This window comes from Ancylomarina sp. 16SWW S1-10-2 (assembly GCF_009669305.1).
Taxonomy (GTDB): Bacteria; Bacteroidota; Bacteroidia; order Bacteroidales; family Marinifilaceae; genus Ancylomarina.
This window is the reverse complement of sequence record NZ_SADB01000003.1, coordinates 204071-222643: the sequence shown is the minus strand read 5'-3', so window position 1 is coordinate 222643 and position 18573 is coordinate 204071. Positions and strand designations below refer to the sequence as shown.

General features: G+C 34.7%; 11 protein-coding genes and 1 other RNA gene. 2 read left to right on the top strand and 10 right to left on the bottom strand.

Annotation, left to right across the window (positions count from 1 at the left end; all coding sequences use genetic code 11):
• The first annotated feature begins 309 nt into the window (after positions 1–309).
• Both EMN46_RS03795 and EMN46_RS03790 read left to right on the top strand, forming a co-directional pair.
• The gene (locus tag EMN46_RS03795) at positions 310–2715 is read left to right on the top strand and encodes a carboxypeptidase-like regulatory domain-containing protein (RefSeq protein WP_154199341.1); all 2406 of its coding nucleotides are present in this window, start codon (positions 310–312) and stop codon (positions 2713–2715) included.
• A gap of 25 nt (positions 2716–2740) precedes the next feature.
• Entirely contained in the window at positions 2741–4786 is a 2046-nt protein-coding gene (locus EMN46_RS03790; RefSeq protein ID WP_154199340.1) for a BatA domain-containing protein, read from the top strand.
• Between the two features lie 76 nt (positions 4787–4862).
• Here the strand turns inward: EMN46_RS03790 and EMN46_RS03785 are convergent, their stop codons facing one another.
• From EMN46_RS03785 to EMN46_RS03740, 10 genes are all read right to left on the bottom strand, one after another.
• Complete coding sequence (locus EMN46_RS03785; RefSeq protein ID WP_154199339.1) at positions 4863–5234, bottom strand: NifB/NifX family molybdenum-iron cluster-binding protein; 372 nt, start codon at positions 5232–5234, stop codon at positions 4863–4865.
• Between the two features lie 189 nt (positions 5235–5423).
• An RNA gene (rnpB, locus tag EMN46_RS03780) (RNase P RNA component class A) lies at positions 5424–5787 on the bottom strand.
• 258 nt (positions 5788–6045) lie between these two features.
• Positions 6046–7425, bottom strand: coding sequence for a cellulase family glycosylhydrolase (locus tag EMN46_RS03775; protein WP_154199338.1), 1380 nt, complete (start codon positions 7423–7425; stop codon positions 6046–6048).
• 91 nt (positions 7426–7516) lie between these two features.
• Positions 7517–8518: a cellulase family glycosylhydrolase gene (locus EMN46_RS03770; protein ID WP_195715176.1), complete on the bottom strand. Its 1002-nt coding sequence runs from the start codon at positions 8516–8518 to the stop codon at positions 7517–7519.
• 29 nt (positions 8519–8547) lie between these two features.
• Positions 8548–9747 carry an AGE family epimerase/isomerase gene (locus EMN46_RS03765; protein ID WP_154199336.1) on the bottom strand — a complete coding sequence of 400 codons (1200 nt, stop codon included), beginning with the start codon at positions 9745–9747 and terminating at the stop codon, positions 8548–8550.
• Positions 9748–9783: 36 nt separating this feature from the next.
• Positions 9784–11631, bottom strand: a complete 1848-nt coding sequence (locus EMN46_RS03760) for a DUF5060 domain-containing protein (RefSeq protein WP_154199335.1) — start codon at positions 11629–11631, stop codon at positions 9784–9786.
• A gap of 139 nt (positions 11632–11770) precedes the next feature.
• Positions 11771–12742 carry an IPT/TIG domain-containing protein gene (locus EMN46_RS03755; protein WP_154199334.1) on the bottom strand — a complete coding sequence of 324 codons (972 nt, stop codon included), beginning with the start codon at positions 12740–12742 and terminating at the stop codon, positions 11771–11773.
• Between the two features lie 25 nt (positions 12743–12767).
• The gene (locus tag EMN46_RS03750) at positions 12768–13628 is read right to left on the bottom strand and encodes a hypothetical protein (protein WP_154199333.1); all 861 of its coding nucleotides are present in this window, start codon (positions 13626–13628) and stop codon (positions 12768–12770) included.
• Between the two features lie 73 nt (positions 13629–13701).
• Positions 13702–15300: a RagB/SusD family nutrient uptake outer membrane protein gene (locus tag EMN46_RS03745; RefSeq protein WP_154199332.1), complete on the bottom strand. Its 1599-nt coding sequence runs from the start codon at positions 15298–15300 to the stop codon at positions 13702–13704.
• Positions 15301–15320: 20 nt separating this feature from the next.
• A complete protein-coding gene (locus tag EMN46_RS03740; protein ID WP_154199331.1) occupies positions 15321–18503 on the bottom strand; it encodes a TonB-dependent receptor in 3183 nt (1060 codons plus the stop codon).
• Between the last annotated feature and the right edge of the window lie 70 nt (positions 18504–18573).

The window sequence follows — 18573 nt, the reverse complement described above, 5'->3', positions numbered from 1 at the left end:
CTTATAAATCAATTTATGCTGAATTTTTGATTGAGATTCAAAGATGTATTAGTTTAACAATAATTTACTTAATCCACCATGTTCATCTTAGCAATCAGAATTTTTATTGGTTTCACTAACGATTTAATCCGTGTTTACATATTCAATCTTAAGCCAGCTTAATAATTCAAAATCAAATAATTACACACTAAAAACAATCGCAAATAGAATTTTTAAAACACTTAATCAATAAATTTTTGAACTCCAATCATAATTAAAAGGATCTATTGTATCTTAGCCACACCTATAAACTCACCTAGCTCAATTGGAATGCAGAAAATCGTTTTCTTCTATTTTACACTTATTCTCATTATCGTATGCCCAAAGATAAATGCCCAAAACAAGGCTAGTCTAAAGGGTCAGATTAAGAATGAAAAAGGACAAATTATAAGTGGTGTACATATTATTAATACGATAAATTCACAGACTACCACATCGGACCAAACAGGTAACTATGAGATTTATTATGAAGCTAGCAAACCATTTAAACTCCTGTTCACCCATATTTCGTATCAGACTCTTGAGAAAAACTTTACGCTCGAGAATGAACAAACACTTATCTACAATCCGATACTTAAAGAAAAAACACAACGTCTTAATGAAGTTGATGTAGCCGCTCAATTACAATTACAGAACAAAGGCATTTACCTTCAAACCAAAGAAATTGATAAGATTGCTTCAGTGGGTGGCGAAAGCATCGAGAATTTATTAAAAACACTGCCAGGTGTAAGTTCTAATAACGAACTCAGCTCACAATACAATGTGAGAGGTGGTAACTTCGACGAAAACCTAGTTTATATTAATGATATTGAAGTTTATCGTCCAAATCTTATTCGATCTAGCCAACAAGAGGGACTTAGTGTTATCAATCCTGATTTGGTTTCATCGGTTCTATTCTCAGCAGGTGGTTTCGATGCTAAATATGGCGACAAGCTCTCCTCTGTTCTGGATATTAAATATAAAACACCTAGCCAATTTGAAGCTTCAGCCGATTTAAGTTTATTAGGAACGAGTGCACATATTGCCAATGCTAGCAAAAATGGAAAACTCTCCTACCTTGCGGGATTTCGTTACAAAACGACACGTTACTTACTAGCCTCCCTTGACGAAAAAGGTGATTATGAACCCAACTACAAAGATTTTCAGGCTTTAGTGAATTATTCTTTTAATCAGAAGTGGAGCATGCACTTATGGGCTAATATGAGCAAAAACAAATACGCTTTTAAACCTGAGGATAGAGAAAGTAATTTTGGAACCGTTAGCGATGCCCTACAATTAAAAATGTATTTCGATGGTCAGGAAAAAGACGAATATTACTCCGATATGGAAGCTCTTACATTGAAATACCAACCTAATAGCAACAACTTATTCCAGCTCATTGCCAACAGATATGCAACTACTGAAACAGAGAGATTCGATATTCAAGCTCAATACTACTTGCAAGACTTATTTGTGAGCCAAGGTGGTGATAAAAGTGAATCGCTGGAATATTTAGGCATTGGCACCTCTCTCGATCATGCCAACAACGAGCTTGAACGAGATGTGAACAGCATTAAACTAAAGGCAGATCATAAACTTGGTAAACTGCACATGCAGTGGGGAATTAAAGCCTTACACGAGAATATTGACGATAGAATAAATGAGTGGCAATATCAAGATTCCGCTGGTTATTCGGTTTCATCTTCAGATTCGGGTCTTGCCTATTCTCGTCAGGCTCTTAATCGCATGAATGGAACACATTTGAGTGCCTATTCACAAGGAAACTACTCTTTCAACAATCTGCTGGGTGATTTTCAGTTGACTGCTGGTCTCCGATACCATTATTGGTCGTACACAAGAGACGACTTCGTTTCTCCACGATTCTCATTGAACTATATTCCCAATGGAAAACGAAATATGAAATTCCGACTGGCCATTGGCAACTACCAACAAATGCCATCGTATAGAGAATGTTTGACTATTGAAGGACAGATTAGCGATAAACCTAACATCCAAAAATCGTGGCATTATACCTTTGGGCACGAGTACTTGTTTAAAATTAAAGAACGAGATTTTCGTTTGTCAACCGAGCTTTATTACAAAAATATGAAATCGGTAACGCCTTACGACATAGAGAATGTTCGTTTAAGATACTACGGCGATCAGAAAGCTAAAGCTTATGCAGCAGGACTTGAGTTTCGTTTAAATTGGGAATATGTGCCTGAAAATGAATCGTGGATTAGCTTATCTCTAATGAAAACCAGTGAAGATATTTTGGGCGATAACAAGGGTTATATTTCTCGTCCAAGTGATCAACGCTTTAATGTATCGATGTATCTGCAAGATTATATGCCAGGAAATTCGTCCTACAAAATGCACTTAACGCTAATATATGCAGGTGGTTTACCGGTATGGGTTCCAAAGCAAGGCAAGCAAGGGCAAAGTTTTAATATGCCAGATTACAAACGCGCTGACCTAGGCTTTTCTAAGGAACTTATGTATGCAAAAAAAGTCCAAAATAAAGGATTACTTAAGTATTTTAAGTCGATGTGGATTGGTCTTGAAATATTCAATTTATTCGATTTTAACAATACGGTTTCCTATCTTTGGATCAACGATATTAAAGGAAATCAATATGCTATACCCAATTACCTAACGGCTCGTAAATTGAACCTAAAGTTGAGTGCCAAATTCTAAAAACATAATATTTACGCGTTTTTATATGCCTTTACAATTCCAAAATCCAAATATACTCTGGGGACTCATTAGTTTGATTATTCCTATTATTATTCATTTATTCAATTTTAAGCGATTCAAACCTATTTATTTCTCTAACCTGAAATACCTAAAGGATATAACGGCTGAAAATAAGAATAGATCTAAAATTAAAAGCTGGCTGTTACTTCTGACTCGTCTATTAGCTCTTGCTTGTTTAATTATTGCATTTGCTCAACCCTACATCCCCACTAACAACACATTATCTTCAAGTGATAAACAGAAGCATGTGGCTCACATTTATGTGGATAATTCCTTTAGCATGAATGCAGAAACTGAAAACGGAATTGCCATAGAAATAGCTAAAGCAAAAGCCATAGAGCTTGTTAATTCCCTTTCGAATAACACTAAAATTAAAATCCTCGACAATACTAAAAGAGGAAAGCTTCCCTTTTTAAATAAAGAGAGAGCTATTTCGAGAATACAGGAAATACAACCAACATCGGCAAGCAAGCTATTTTCACAAATTATACAGGAATCATCACGAAGTGAATCGTCAGTAAACAACAAAATTTATCTCTTCTCTGACTTTCAAAAATATCAAGCTGATTTTGACAAAACGCCTCAGGATAGCAGCCTAAATGTTAGCCTAATACCTTTACCTATCCAAAGTAGAAATAACTTATACGTGGACTCTTGTTGGTTTGATAAGTCTGCTCATAAGATAAACCAAACCGAAGAACTAAAAGTAACTATCCATAATTCATCAGACAAAAGCTTTCGTAAGATTCCAATCAAACTTTACATTAACGATAGTTTAAAAACAGTTTCCAATTTCGATATAAATGCTCAAGAAAGAAAAGAACTAAGTCTTCGCTTTAAAAACCATAAAAGCGGTATTTACTCAGGTCGAATTGAAATTAGCGATTACCCTATCACTTACGACAACAAACTCTACTTTTCCTTTCAGATACAAAAAAGCATTGAGCTTATATGCGTTAATCAAGAAAAGGAAAACACCTACATTAATCACCTTTTCTCTGACGAACAATACTTCAAACTAAAGAATTTAAGTAAATCACAATTTCACCAAGAGAATATCAGCAAAACAAAATTTATCATATTGAATCGACTTACTGATATGCAAAGTGGATTCAGACAAAATATATCGCATTACATAAACCAAGGCGGACGAGTTCTAATCATTCCCAATGAGGAAAACAATGATTCTAATAATGAGCTTTTAAATGAACTGGGGTCTGAACAGTTTATGCAAATCGATAGCCTAAGCAAAAGAGTAGCTAGTATAGAACTCAATGCAGAAATCTATAAGGAAGTGTTCGACAAATTAAAAGATGATGCACGTTTCCCGCTTATATTTCGCCATTTTAAGTTGAGCGAATCTAAAAATCGAATCAGTATTCCCCTTTGGAAAAGCAAGTCGGGAGAGAACCTATTTTCACAAACTAGCATAGGCGAAGGCAAACTCTACATTTCAACATTTATTTTCGATTCTAAATGGACCAATGCGATTAAACACCCTCTTTTCGTACCAAGTTTAATCAATATAGCTTTGAATAATAAGAGCCACTCGCCTCTCTATTTTAATCTAAACTCGGAGGAATACGCCCTTGCAAATGGCTTAAGTCAAAATTCTGAGAAAGCTATATTCCATATCGAAAACAAAGCTTTAGGTATTGATCTAATTCCTGAACAAATTACCCATTTCGACAAAGGCTTATTATTAAACACTCATGGTCAGATTAAAAAAGCAGGCAATTATTTCATCAGTCAATCACAACAAATTCTATCCGCCATTTCTTTTAATTACGATCGACAAGAATCTAATTTGGACTTCTACTCTTCGGGAGAAATTCATGATCTTTTAAAGACTAATAATCTTAATTATAAGGTATTCGACATAAATACTACTAGTATAAAAACCATGGTGACAGAACAAGAAGACGGCAAGTCTTTTTGGAAGCTGTTCTTAATACTTACACTTGCTTTTTTGCTTATCGAATTGATAGTCCAAAAAATGAAATTCATTTGATTGGATATTCTTAGACATGAAAAGAGGAAGAAATTACATTAAATTTCTTCCTCTTAACTTATCTCTAAATTTTTATTTAGTGTTCGCAAACATGGTCACCAGACTCGCCATGACCTGCACATGTCATACCCGAATCTTTAACTTTTTCTGCAAGAAAAGCTTCAACAAGTTCACGCACGTCACCAGAGCAACCACGGAATACTTGAATACCTGCTTGAGAAATTTTGTTGACAGCACCCTGTCCCATATTTCCTGCAAGCATTACGGTAACTCCCATATCTGCAAGCTGATTGGCAATATTCGATTTGCAACCACATCCTTCTGGAGATGGCATTAGTTCAATGCTACTAATTTTATTGTCTGCTGATATTTCAGCAATCGAAAAATGCTCGCAATGTCCGAAATGCGAATCAACTTGATTATCCTTTGTTGGAATAACTATCTTCATTTGTTATTAATTTTTATTCAAACCCTCCGATATAAGCATATCAACGAGCTTGTTGTTGTTTTCATTTAAAAGAAACATGTATTCTTAACAATGCTCTTTCATAAAAAAAATGATCTCAAATATAGAGATCATTTTTATTCATTTACTTATATCCTTTTTTAATTCTAAATTAAGAATCAATAGTGTTAAAAAGATGGCAAACCTATAAGCCGGGTCCTGTTCTCCTCGAAAGGAACTCCTATCATTTATCTAGAACATAAGTCACCCTATGTTTCAAGCAACCTACCCCCCGACATCGATCGAGTAAGATCTACAGCTGTCGGTATACTTGATCTTGCAAGCCATGAGGCACACAGCTACCTATGTCACCATAAGCACTGGTGAGCTCTTACCTCACCTTTTCACCCTTACCCTAATTTCGAAAAACTAAGGCGGTTATTTTCTGCTCCACTACTATAAGCTTTCACCTATCTTCCAGTTAAGAAGCATGGTACTCTGCCTTGCCCGGACTTTCCTCTCTTTCTTGCGAAACAGCGATAGAACGGTTTGCCGCTGCAAAGATAATTTATTTTATGAATTTGAGTTATGAGAACTGTCCAAAAATAAAATTTTCCCAAAAACTTTAGTTTAAAAGAATGCTAAGGTGAAAAAAAATTCTCCTTACACAAAATTAGAATCTATCAAAATCTGACTGAAAATGGACTATAAATATCAATACAAAAGTTTTCAAAAACTGACTAATCATTTTAATTCTATTGATTCCTACAATTATTAGACTCACATTATCAATCATTAACAAATATCACCCAAGCTATTCACCTACAATTGCATCTGCAATTTCTGGAAATACCCATTGGTAATTATTTCTATTTATAATGCCAAATTCCTCCGTATTTCCATTATCCCACCAAATAGGACATATACCACGTTCAATACAAGCTTTGGCATAATATTTTGCGTGACTTATTCTATTCTGCAAATTGTCATGATTTAGACTTCCCCACTCTCCCATAACAACTGGAATTCCTTTTGAAATAAATTTAGCAACAAGTTTATCAAATTCAGAATCCAAACTTTGTTTTTCTTGTTCTGTACCCCATGTTGTAGTGTAATCCGTTTCTGCCAAACTAAATTTATAAGGAGAATAACTATGTACAGAGACAATAAGATGACTTGACGAAGGTAATACCAAATCATTTAAGGCATGCGAGGTTGTAGATGCTGCATAAGGTGAAACCATAATGTATCGATCTGCATTCATTTCACCTGTTGTTCTAATAGCTTCCACTGCTACTTTATGAAATTTATTAATACAATCGCGACCTTCTGAAGTACCACCATTCCACTCTTCGGCTGAACCTTTTAGGCGTGTTTCATTTAATGTTTCAAATATTAAATGATTATCATATGATTTAAACCTATTGGCAATTTGAGTCCATACTTTACCTAATTGTTCTTTTGTACGATCCACTTCAGCATAGGTTGGAATCAGCCATTCTTCATCATGATGGATATTAACAATAACATACATCTCATTATCCAAACCATAATTAACAATTTCCTCTACACGATCTAACCAAGCCTCTTCAATAATATAATCTGGAGCTGCTCCCATATGATATTGCCAGGTGGTCGGTATTCTTAAGGTCTTAAAACCTTTGGCACGAATAGCATCAATTAATTCTTTGCTTGCTTTAGGATTTCCCCATGCTGTTTCGTCAGCATCTTTTGTATCCAATGTATTCCCAAGATTCCAGCCTGCTCCCATATCGGATATAAATTCCATAGATAAATTATCAATATTACTATTGTCATCAATAACTTCCTCTGTTGTAAATGTTATTGTAACATTCTTATCCAAAGGCACATCAAAAGCATTAATAACAGCTCCTTTGAGAATAATTATAGTGTATATTGTATTGCTTTTTAAGTCGGCTGCAAAAACCAATTTATTAGATGTAGCTTCCACATTTACGGGATCATGATTTATTGTTATTCCATGATTTGATACAAGTGATATCTCTTCATTAAAAACAACTTCAATACTTGAAGAAAGACTAACATCTATAGCATTATTTTCTGGAATGCTTAATTTAAATTCAGGTGCCGGCTTTTGTTCATCTTCATTTTTTGCACATGCCGTACAAAAAAGTAAAAGAATTAAAGTAATTACAATCGAAATATTCTTCATTTTAATCTATTTAAATTAGCGTCAATATTAGAGTATTAAAAACAAAACACTCGTGAATATATAAACTTAATGAAACCAATTATTCTATTAATTAATTTTTAAAAACACTAGCAGACTTAGCTGTTGCTTTTATACCTAAAGGAGAATTAAAAATCTCTTTACCCCAATTCGTTAATGTCTTCCAATCATCAGGTTCAACCAAATTGAGCCATTTATTCTCTTCATTATTGCCTGTCCATGACCATGCTAGATATCCTATATTTAAATCTGAACAGGTCTGTAGTATTTGTTTATGATTCACTTTACATGATAAATTATTTTGACCAAGCTTATAGTTGTAACCAAACTCACCTACAATAATTGGCAACGTTTTTCTAACAGCCGACTGCAAATCAATTTTAATTTTTGCTTCATCATTCCATGAACCATACATATGAATAGAAAATAGAAGATTGTGTAGAGGATCTTCTTCAATTAATTCTCGACCGTATAGCAAAACAGGCTCACTATCCTGTCCCCAACCCGGAGCATCAATAGTTATTACCGATTTAATTCCTTCTTCACGTAATAATGCTATACATTTTTTATAGGCATCTCTCCAATATTCAGCACTAAGTCCATTACTTCCCCATTCATTAGCCATATTGATTAATAAATACTGCTCATATTTACGAATAATAGCTTTCATTTCGTTACTGACAAAATATTCTGCCATCTGATATAACTTTGTGTCAGTTGTATCTCCAGTCGCATCATGTAATTCAACCATTGGAATCATCTTTAAGTCAATGCATTTTTGTAAAATTTGATCAAGTCCTTGTACTGGCAAACTACTTTCCCAAACAATACGTACACAATTCACACCACTATGAGCTACGTCATCAAGTGCGTCATAAGATTCATTTAAATACCAGGCAAAAGGAATATTTACACCCCTCAAAACAAACTCATTTCCATTGGCATCTAACAATCGGTTTCCTTCTGTTTTAAATCCCCTATATTGTTCATGCTCGGATCCTGACCTGCAAGAGAATACGCTTAAGAACACCATAAATAAAATCCCTGTTACTATTTTACTTATAATATGTTTCATTCTGATTTTTTTGTTGATTTTCATCATATTCAAATAGCATTTAGTCGGGTAATAGCTTCCATCATGGCTCTTGAATTGTGATATGGACACTTCCAAAAACCGACTTTTGGCTGTTCAAGATCAGGGACACCATTTTGATCAACCTTCCAGAACCATTCTCCATTTTCTTCATCCTTAATATGATTTTTAATAAACTGCCAAACCTTAAGTGCAGCGTCCAAATATTTACTCTCTGATGAATTTTTATAGGCATCTAAAAGACCAATTAATGCTTCAGCTTGGGGCCACCAATGTTTATCTGTATCTAAATAACCTTTTTCTAACTCATAAAAAAGGCTTCCATCGATATCAAAACCCTCTAACATAGTTGCATCAACCATTTTTAAAGACAGCTCTTTCATTTGCAGCATTAATTCTTTATCGTGAATAAAATGAGCTGCTTCGTTCAACAACCAAGCTCCTTCTATATCATGTCCATATGAAACAATTTCAGATTTCACGGTCCAATCCACATCAAAGAATAAGTTAAAGTGAGAAGTTTCCTTATCTATAATTTTATCCTGAAAAATCTCAATTAAATCATGAATACTTGCTTTCAATTGAATATCGGGCCAAACCCGATACAAGTTGGTATAAGGTTCAATAATATGCAGATGAGTATTCATTGACTTAGGTTCATTAGCATCTTTTTCACTTAAACGCATATCATCTAAGGGTTCCCATTTTTCTGCCAAAGCTTCAATGTAACCACCATATTTATTATCCTTAAAATTAACTTCAATCAAATGAAAAAGCTTAATGGCATAATCTAAACTTTCTTTCTCCCCTGAAGCTTTGTAATATTCCGAGAATCCATATATACCAAAACCCTGAGCATAAGCCTGTTTTCGAGTATTATTTGCAGAACTATCAGCACTAACCGACCAAAATAAACCTCCATTAGCATCATCCCAAAAATGATCGATTAAATAAGAATACGCCCTATCAGCCAGTGTTAAATAAGTCGGTTCTTTTAAAAAATTATATGCAGCCGAAAATGTCCATAACAAACGAGCATTCAGCACAACTCCCTTCTCTACCTCGGTATGTATATTCCCCTTATTATCTAGTTCTCCAATAAATCCACCTTGCGATAAATCAATTGTATTATCAGCCCAAAAAGTTAAAATACTTCTTAGCTCATTCTCCAATTCTACTACTGACAATTTATTTTTCTCATTCAAATCCATAGACTTCTTATTTCACCTATAAAATATTCATTCCTATTAGTTCTTTTCAATTACAACAAGCCAATCTTGATTATCCGCTTTTGGTGGAAATCCTATATTTCTCATACCACCCCCTTTTATATCTGTAATATTTCCTTTTACCATATTTCCTCCAGTAAAAGGATTAAACCATTTTACCTGATAATCACCTTCCACCAACTTTACTTTATTCGCATTGTATGCATAGGGTAAGTATCCTAGAATAAACTTATTTTCACGATGACACAAACAATATGCTTCTCCCTTTGACGACAGCATACTATTACAAGCATACATATCCTCTAATGGATATTTTTTTATAAAATCAGTAGCAATTGTTGATTGAAGCCACATATTATGTCTGCTTCTAAAATTGTTCATAGACAAATCAGCTTCAGGATATTTCCAACCAAAATACCATTCCACACCAGCTCCACCCGCCAAGAGTGTTCCCCATAATGCTTGGTGCCTTACCGTATCGTGTTTAAGATCGAAAGAATCGGGCATAACCCCTTTCCAATGTGGTCCTAACTCATCCATTGTTACAATCCAACGTTTATTAGCTTTTATTGAGCGACGAATAAAGGTATCTACCCGAGTATTAACTGCTGAAGGAGGATCTATTTGCATTGAAATTCCATCAAGATTATTAAACCCTAAAATAGGATTAACATGCAAATCCTGCTCATATATGTGGGAATGAGTATGCAATAGGACAATGGGTGAAAATGGATTTATCTTCTTAATATAATTGGCCATATCTTTGCGCTGTTTGTCATCTTGAGCAATTGGAGACCAATCTGCTGCACCATTTTCTTCGCCTAAGTTCCATGCTAATCCAAGATAATGACCAAACCTTGCGGTTAATTCTCTTAAATAAATTTTGCGTTGAATTCCAGTATCACCACCATCAAGTAAACATTCATTTTCTGTTTCTTGTAGAATTAAATGAGCCATTACGCCTTTATTTTCCATATGATCAAACACAACAGCCCATTGATCTAGTTTAGAACAGTCGAAACGATACCTTTCTTCATAACTGGTATAAGGCCATACATCCTTTCCATCTCCATTTATGTTTAAAGTCAAAAAATACATAGAATTGACTCCTACGGCAGACAAATAATTAATTGCTCCTATAATATTCTTCCCTTTTCCATCGGCCCATGTAGGGTCACCTATCTGCCAATCGTTTTGATGTGGATTATAATGATGAAGCGTAGAATCAGCATTATCCTCACCATCCCTTAATGTTTTATTTATAAAACGATGTGTTTGATCAAACTCATAATATCCCAAGAAATTTTCTGGACTATTGGTTCCATTTTTTATAAATAGTTCATTGTTTCCTGCATATTTAAAATAACCTTTTCCACCATTTATAATTCTACCATGCGCCTTAAAATCTCTACCGTGTTTATCTGATTCTGTAACAAAGAAACTTCCTTTTTCCCTATCACAAGGACTAACTGCAGTTCCTTCCTCATCACTTTTAATAGCGATTTCAATTCCTTTACGAAAGGAAATAGAATAAGTCCATTCACCGACTTCACTTGGTCGAAATATCACCTTCCACTTATGACCTTTTTCGGCAGATGTATTTCCTGCGTCACCATCGGCAGCAAAAAAACCAGGTACTGTATATGAATTATGCCCCTTAGTAAAAGTAGCTTGTAAACGATAGTTGAGAAATGGATTTTCACTAGCTAATTCGGATGTTTCAGGACCATCAATAACTAAGGTTACCTCATGCCATTGTTTAAGCTCTCCTGAAACATTTACGACAGGCTTAATGTTAGTACACGACAACAGCAAAAAAAGCAAGGATACAAACACTGACTTTATGACTATTTGAATAATTTTCATTGGATAGAATTTCTAATTATAAATAGAAAATTTATTAAAAACCAATACAATAAAACCGATAATCAAAATGTTAAAATTGAATTATCGGCTCTATTCTATTTATCTAGATAAGAATTACGTTTCTTATCAACTAGACTGTTTATTTTGCTGTAAAACGGAAATTATCCATATAAAGTCCTGTTACATCAGCTGTTCCACCAACATAATCCATACAAAGACCCCAATCTTTACCAGCTGATACAATATTCCCTTCTGATAAATTACCATATTTAGATAAATCTACTTCCAATGTAAACCAACCATCAAATGTATCATCAGGACCAAAACCAAGACTGCCTAAGTTTACTTGTTCCTTGTTTATCAAGAAAAAGAAACGAGGCGTTCCGCCAAATGCTTTAGTTAATTTTATATCAATACGTAAATTATGAGTCGATTTGCTAGCACCAAAATCTCGATCTAATCCATTTCTGGCCCATCCCCAGACCCAATCGCTATTACCGATAGCGTCACCGTTTCCTTTGATATATGTATTACCTGGTTCTTCAGGATCATCCGAAACAATTTTAAAAAATGGTTGTCCACTCCAGTTTAGACCCCAGCCTACCATAACATCATCAGGTGCATCGGGTGTCTCCGAAATAATAACATCAGTAGCTAATAATGGTTTTTGACTTAACTTTCTTATAGCCAAAACAGAGAATTCAACTTCTGTTGGAATAGCTACAGTAGCATCATCAACAGTTGTATTAAGCATTAAAGCTCCTTTCTGAACAGGACTAGGAATCTCAACAGAGATTAGTTTTCGTGAATGTTCTTTAAAATCTTCAGCAAGTACTATTTCACCTCCTGGAAAAGTTATAGACTCTACATTTTGTAGATCCTCTCCATTGATGGTAATTAGATTACCACTAAAGCCCGTAAGCGGTGAAAAATCGGTAATTACAAATGCTGGAGGAATTACTTCTGCAGGAGCCTCAACAATAGGAGAATCTACTCCCATAGGCTCCATTACATCTTCTTTAGTACAAGCAGTAAACAACATACTTGCTCCAAGCCCCATTAGCGCAATAGAAAGCACTAATTGTTTCTTTATATATTTTGAATTGATCATAGTCATATATTTTTCAATTTCAATATTAGTAATTATAACCTTCTTTTTTAAAATGCCAGTACCATGCAGCACCACCTTCTTCAGATGCTTCTACGCAAAGTCTCAACTCATTTTCGGTAAGAGAAACGATATAGAATTCATAATAAGTAATAGCTCCATGATCACCATCAATACCCCAAGGAATCGTATGCCCCGTTAAAGATAAAGTACCTTCATAAAGAGGATTACCATCAGCATCGTTTACTATATTATCACCACCAACTTTAAGAACCCATGATCCTGAGCCATTTCCAGGAGCTGCAGCTGATTCGGTATCAAATTTCAGACCTTCCATGCTGAAAGTTACTTTGTCAGATAAGGAAATACCTTTATCATTAATAACATCTGCTACTGACGGACCCCACCAGTTTGCGGTAGTACCTAACCATCCACCTTTACCCCATACACAGTCGGGTTGATACGTATTATCATCAGCCCAAACCCATGTTTTAGATTTAGCACCTTCTGCTGTTTTAGCTAATAATTGCCAATATGGATGATCAAAAAATTCTGGATCATCTTGTGCAATCGTAATATTTTTAGAAACAGTAACTACTTTATCGCCACCATAAAAACTAATATCAACCTGATAATCGCCTGCCAAGGCAATAACAAACTCATGCATTGGACCTGTAGCCATCCAACCAGAAGTAGAATTCCATTGAACAATAGAACTTGTTTCAGTTGTTTCACATAAGACCGTATTTCCATCTACAGTTACCGATACCGTTTCTAATAATTCACTTTCAGTTTTTGTAGGGTCTAATGACTGTCTGTCTTCTATTGGATCGCATGCTGCAAACATCAACACGCCAACAATAAATAGATATATTGTATTTTTATTCATTTTATTAAATTTTTAAGTTTAAAAGAATAAGACATTAGGAGAATACAAACAATATTCTCCTGATTATGTTTTATTATTCCCATCCAGGATTTTGAGTAAGCTGACCTTCGGAAAGTCTGATTTGTGACTCTGGTAAAGGAAGGAAAGCACGATCTGGATTAAAAGTTACATTATAAGTTCCATCAACACCTGAATTTTTCATAGGCTGACCATTGGCTGCCTCTAAAGCAACTTTAGCATCACCCCAACGTAATAGATCGTAATAACGAACACCTTCAAAAGCTAATTCAGATTGACGTTCTTTCTTAATAACGTCTAATCCAGCTCCTACAGATGCCAAGCCAACTCTAGCTCTAACTCTATCAATACCAGTAGCATCACCTGTTAATTCTGACTGCATTAATAAAATATCTGAAAAACGAAGAATAATATCATCTTGCATATTCCAAAGTTGCATATTCGCATTTAAACCACCATATAGGTTGTAATACATACCTCTTACATTTCCTTCTCCATCGTCAGCAACAATAGGGTTGTACTTTTTATTATACAAACCAGTCTCTTCATGATTACGATCAATTCCATATTCGTAACCAGAAACATCAGTATCTACATCGATAACCGAAAGTGCTAAACGAGGATCACCATTCATTGCTTCTTTTAATTTTGGTGATACCTGAGCAAAACCCCATCCTTGTCCGTAAGGAGGATACTCAGCACCACGCATACCTATATATAGGCACATTTGATTACAATAAGCGGTTCTACCATCTGTTGACCAGATACCCTGATTGGTATACTTCACTGCAAAAACAGTTTCAATATGACCATCTTGAGCCCATGTATCATTTAAAAATGAATAAGGCCATACGCTTGAATAATCAGCTAATAGATCATGACCGCTTTCGTCGATACAAGAATTCAACCAACTAACAACCTCTGCTTTAGTTACAGAGCTACCATCGTTTAATGGTAAAGCAGCTTGCTTGTAATAACCGGTATAAAACAAATAAACACGAGCCATCAAACCTTGTGCTGCCCATTTGGTAGCACGTCCACTATTAGTACTTGCCCAAGTAGCTGTGTACTTATCATTTGGTAAGTTTTCGATAGCAGCTTTTAAATCAGTTGTAATTTGTGCGTATATAGCAGCCGCATCTGATTTTGGCAAATATTGTAATCCAGATTCTAGCTGAAGAGGAACTTCACCAAAAAGATGAGCTAAACGAAAATAAAAGAAAGCTCTTAAAAATTGCGCTTCACCTTTTTGTTGTTTTGCAAGTTTTTCATCGGTATAAGTTACATTATCAAATTTTTCAAGTAGTGTATTTATTCTAAAGATACCTTGATAGCAACGCTCATAAATATGTAAAAATGAATCACCTCCAGCTTCATTTGTAAATTTATCTATATCTTCTGGAACCTGATTTGTTGAACCACCTCCTGCGAAACAATCGTCAGACTGAATATTAGCAATCAACATAGGATGATTTCGTCCCTCATCAACTGCTAAACATGAATAAGCACCAACAAGTGCCTCATCAACGTCAGCTTCATTGCTATAATAGTTATCTAAATCTTTCTCGTAAAGATTCTCCTTATTTAGGAAATCGTCTCCACAACCTGTTAAGAGTGCAAAGGCTAATATGGATAATAGAAATATATTTTTCATCTCTTAATTAGATTTATTAGTTAAAAAGTAAGACTTACTCCCATTAATACAGTTCTAGCTGCAGGATATAAACCCAAATCAATTCCTGAAGACCATTGATAATTATCTGGTCCCCATCCAACTTCAGGATCCATACCATCATAATTTGTAATCACAAAGAAATCTTTTAGTGTAACATATATGCGCGCATCACTCAAAAATTCAATTTGTTTAATGTGTTTCTTAAAATCATATCCAAGAGTTATATTACTAATTTTAAAATAATCAGCATCCTGTATATAAATATCTGATATATACTTAGCATTACGTCCAATAGCATAATCTACACGTGGACGAGAATTTGATGTTCCTTCACCATGCCAACGATCAAATACATCGGTTGTATAATTTTGCAAAGGAGAATCACCAAATGATCGATACGACTTAGCTATTTGATGGCCAAATGCACCATTACCTGTTACATTTAAAAAGATGCCTTTATACTCAGTATTAAGCTGTAAACCAAGTATATGTTTAGGATTTGGATTTCCTAAATTAACTTTATCAGCATCATTAATTTTACCATCACCATTTTGATCTACAAAACGTAAATCACCAGGTTTTTGATCCTCGAAATAAGGTTGACCCGCATTATCAGCTCCTACTGGAGCAACCCAACCACTTGCTTCAGCAGTATTTTGGATAACACCGTCAGTTTTATATCCCCAGAAATAACCTATTGGCTCTCCTACTTTAGCTCGGAACATTTCACCAGTTGACTCACTTAACACATTACTAGGACCATGAATAATCCCCTCTGTATTAGCGATATCTGTAATTTCATTTTTATTATACGAATAAGATAATGATGCTCCATATTTGAAATCACTTCCTACTTTATCTTGCCATCTTAATGAAACTTCAAGACCTTGATTCGTAACCTGTCCTCCATTAATCATTTGACCATCAATTCCATTATGAGAAGGCACTTGAGTCCATACTAACCAATCTTTAGTGTCTTTTTTATACCAATCAACAGCGCCTTGTAATCTTGAGTTTAATAAATGAAAATCAAGACCAATATTTAACTGTTCTGATGTTTCCCAAGTAATATCTTCGTTAGGAATACGAGCAGGATACGAACCTATTGTACGAGTAGAACTAGAAGCTCCAGGAGTTCCTTTATTACTTCCAAACCCATAAGATGAATCGTAATATGTTCCACCACCTGATGTCGTTGTATAACCAATTGAAGATGAATACAAGTAAGGTGATATTGAATGATTACCAACTTGTCCCCAACTAGCTCTAACTTTCAAGAAATCAAGCCAATCGGTTGTGTTCTCCATAAAACTTTCGTTTGTCAAAACCCAACCTGCAGAAAATGAAGGGAATACACCCCAACGATTATCTTTAGTAAAATTGCTTGATCCATCAGCTCTAACCATAGCAGAGAAGATGTACTTTTCTTTATAATTCCACGAGAAACGTCCAAAATATGACATTAAATCACCGCCATAATTATCGTTACCTGATGCACTAGAAATACTCTTTGTATTATCCACATATGCATTTTTATAAGATTGAAATAAACTTTCTCTACCAACTGCTCCAACATTATATGAAACAACTGTTTTTTCAATACTATTACCAGCCATTACCGAAAAACTATGCCCTTCAATTGGACTAAAATCATAGGTAGCCGTATTGGTAAACATCATAGTGTGACCACTCCATGCATTCTGCTCAACTTTATCGCTAGCTTCTACATTTACTTGTGATAAATTGTATTTAGGAGTCCATTTTCTATTTCCTCCCCACCAAGCGTTAATACCTAGCTCTGATCGTACAACTAAATTTTTAATAGGCTCGATAGTTACATATGCCGAACCTACAACAGTATTATTATCATTTTCGCCATATTTAGTAGAATAATCCATCAAAGCTATTGGATTTGGCTCTTGAGGATTCCAATCGATTGCATATTGATATTTATCTCCACTATACACAGACATAAATGGACTTGTACTTACAAAATTACGTACATCATTATAGTACTGATTTCCCTGTCTTAAGGTGTTATTTTTTGTATTTGCGAATGTGAAATTCTGACCAACCTTAATAATATCTCTTTCATTATTAGAAAATAGAGAATGCTCACTATTCAAACGTACGGTATGTCTTTTGTAAAAAGAATTCGATTGTTTTCCCATTACACCATCCTGATCAAAGTAAGAATAACCTAATGAGAATACTGATTTCTCACCACCTCCAGCAATATTTACAGAATGACTCTGAACAACAGCATCTTTAACTCTTGCCTCTTCGAACCAATTAGTTCCTTCCCATTCTCCACTAGCTATTTTATCCCAGTTTGGTACTAATTTTGAATAATCGTTAGGAGCCAAACCACTGTTAATACGAGCTTCATCCATTATTAAAGAATACTCTTGAGCATTCAACAAATCTGGTGTTTTACGAACATTCTGAATACCATAATATCCTTCGTAAGATACTCTAGTTTTCATATTCTTCTTCCCTTTTTTAGTGGTAACAAGTATAACACCATTGGCAGCACGTGCTCCATATATAGCAGCAGATGCAGCATCTTTAAGTACATCAATACTTTCAATATCTCCTGTACCTAAATAATCAATATTACTCTGAGTAACACCATCAACAATATACAAGGGTTGTGAGTTACCTGTGGTTCCAACACCACGAATAAACACTTTGCTACCAGCACCTGGTTGCGCATTGTTCTGAACGATATTTAAACCTGGGGTAATTCCCTTCATCGCGTCCATCGCATTAGCTGTATTTAAGGCTTCTAATTCATCACCTTTAACATTTAAATTAGCCCCTGTTACTAATTTCTTTTTCATAGTACCATAACCAACGACAACAACTTCCTCTAAATTTTCAGTATCAGGTAATAACTGAACATTTATTGTTGTTTGGTCTGTAACACTAATCTGTTGGTTCTTAAAACCAATAAAAGTAAAAACAAGAGTAACATTTGTCTCTGGTATAGAGAAAATAAAGTTACCATCAAAATCACTTGTTGTTCCTTGAGTTGTACCCTCAATAAAGATGGAAACACCTGGTAAAGGTAGATTCATATCATCCTTTACTGTTCCCGTCACTGTCCTGTTCTGAGCAAAAATGGTATTACCCATCAGCAACAAGACAATCACTCCAAATAATCGTAGATTCATATTCATAAAGATTAAATTTAATTAAATGACAAATTATATTTACCCGCTACTTATTGTATTTCATACACTATGTGTT

What these genes read in the sequence shown, in the direction of transcription:
- EMN46_RS03795 (WP_154199341.1), top strand. Translation starts at nt 310, where the DNA reads ATGCAGAAAATCGTTTTCTTCTATTTTACACTTATTCTCATTATCGTA.
- EMN46_RS03790 (WP_154199340.1), top strand. Translation starts at nt 2,741, where the DNA reads ATGCCTTTACAATTCCAAAATCCAAATATACTCTGGGGACTCATTAGT.
- EMN46_RS03785 (WP_154199339.1), bottom strand. Translation starts at nt 5,234, where the DNA reads ATGAAGATAGTTATTCCAACAAAGGATAATCAAGTTGATTCGCATTTC.
- EMN46_RS03775 (WP_154199338.1), bottom strand. Translation starts at nt 7,425, where the DNA reads ATGAAGAATATTTCGATTGTAATTACTTTAATTCTTTTACTTTTTTGT.
- EMN46_RS03770 (WP_195715176.1), bottom strand. Translation starts at nt 8,518, where the DNA reads ATGAAACATATTATAAGTAAAATAGTAACAGGGATTTTATTTATGGTG.
- EMN46_RS03765 (WP_154199336.1), bottom strand. Translation starts at nt 9,747, where the DNA reads ATGGATTTGAATGAGAAAAATAAATTGTCAGTAGTAGAATTGGAGAAT.
- EMN46_RS03760 (WP_154199335.1), bottom strand. Translation starts at nt 11,631, where the DNA reads ATGAAAATTATTCAAATAGTCATAAAGTCAGTGTTTGTATCCTTGCTT.
- EMN46_RS03755 (WP_154199334.1), bottom strand. Translation starts at nt 12,742, where the DNA reads ATGATCAATTCAAAATATATAAAGAAACAATTAGTGCTTTCTATTGCG.
- EMN46_RS03750 (WP_154199333.1), bottom strand. Translation starts at nt 13,628, where the DNA reads ATGAATAAAAATACAATATATCTATTTATTGTTGGCGTGTTGATGTTT.
- EMN46_RS03745 (WP_154199332.1), bottom strand. Translation starts at nt 15,300, where the DNA reads ATGAAAAATATATTTCTATTATCCATATTAGCCTTTGCACTCTTAACA.
- EMN46_RS03740 (WP_154199331.1), bottom strand. Translation starts at nt 18,503, where the DNA reads ATGAATATGAATCTACGATTATTTGGAGTGATTGTCTTGTTGCTGATG.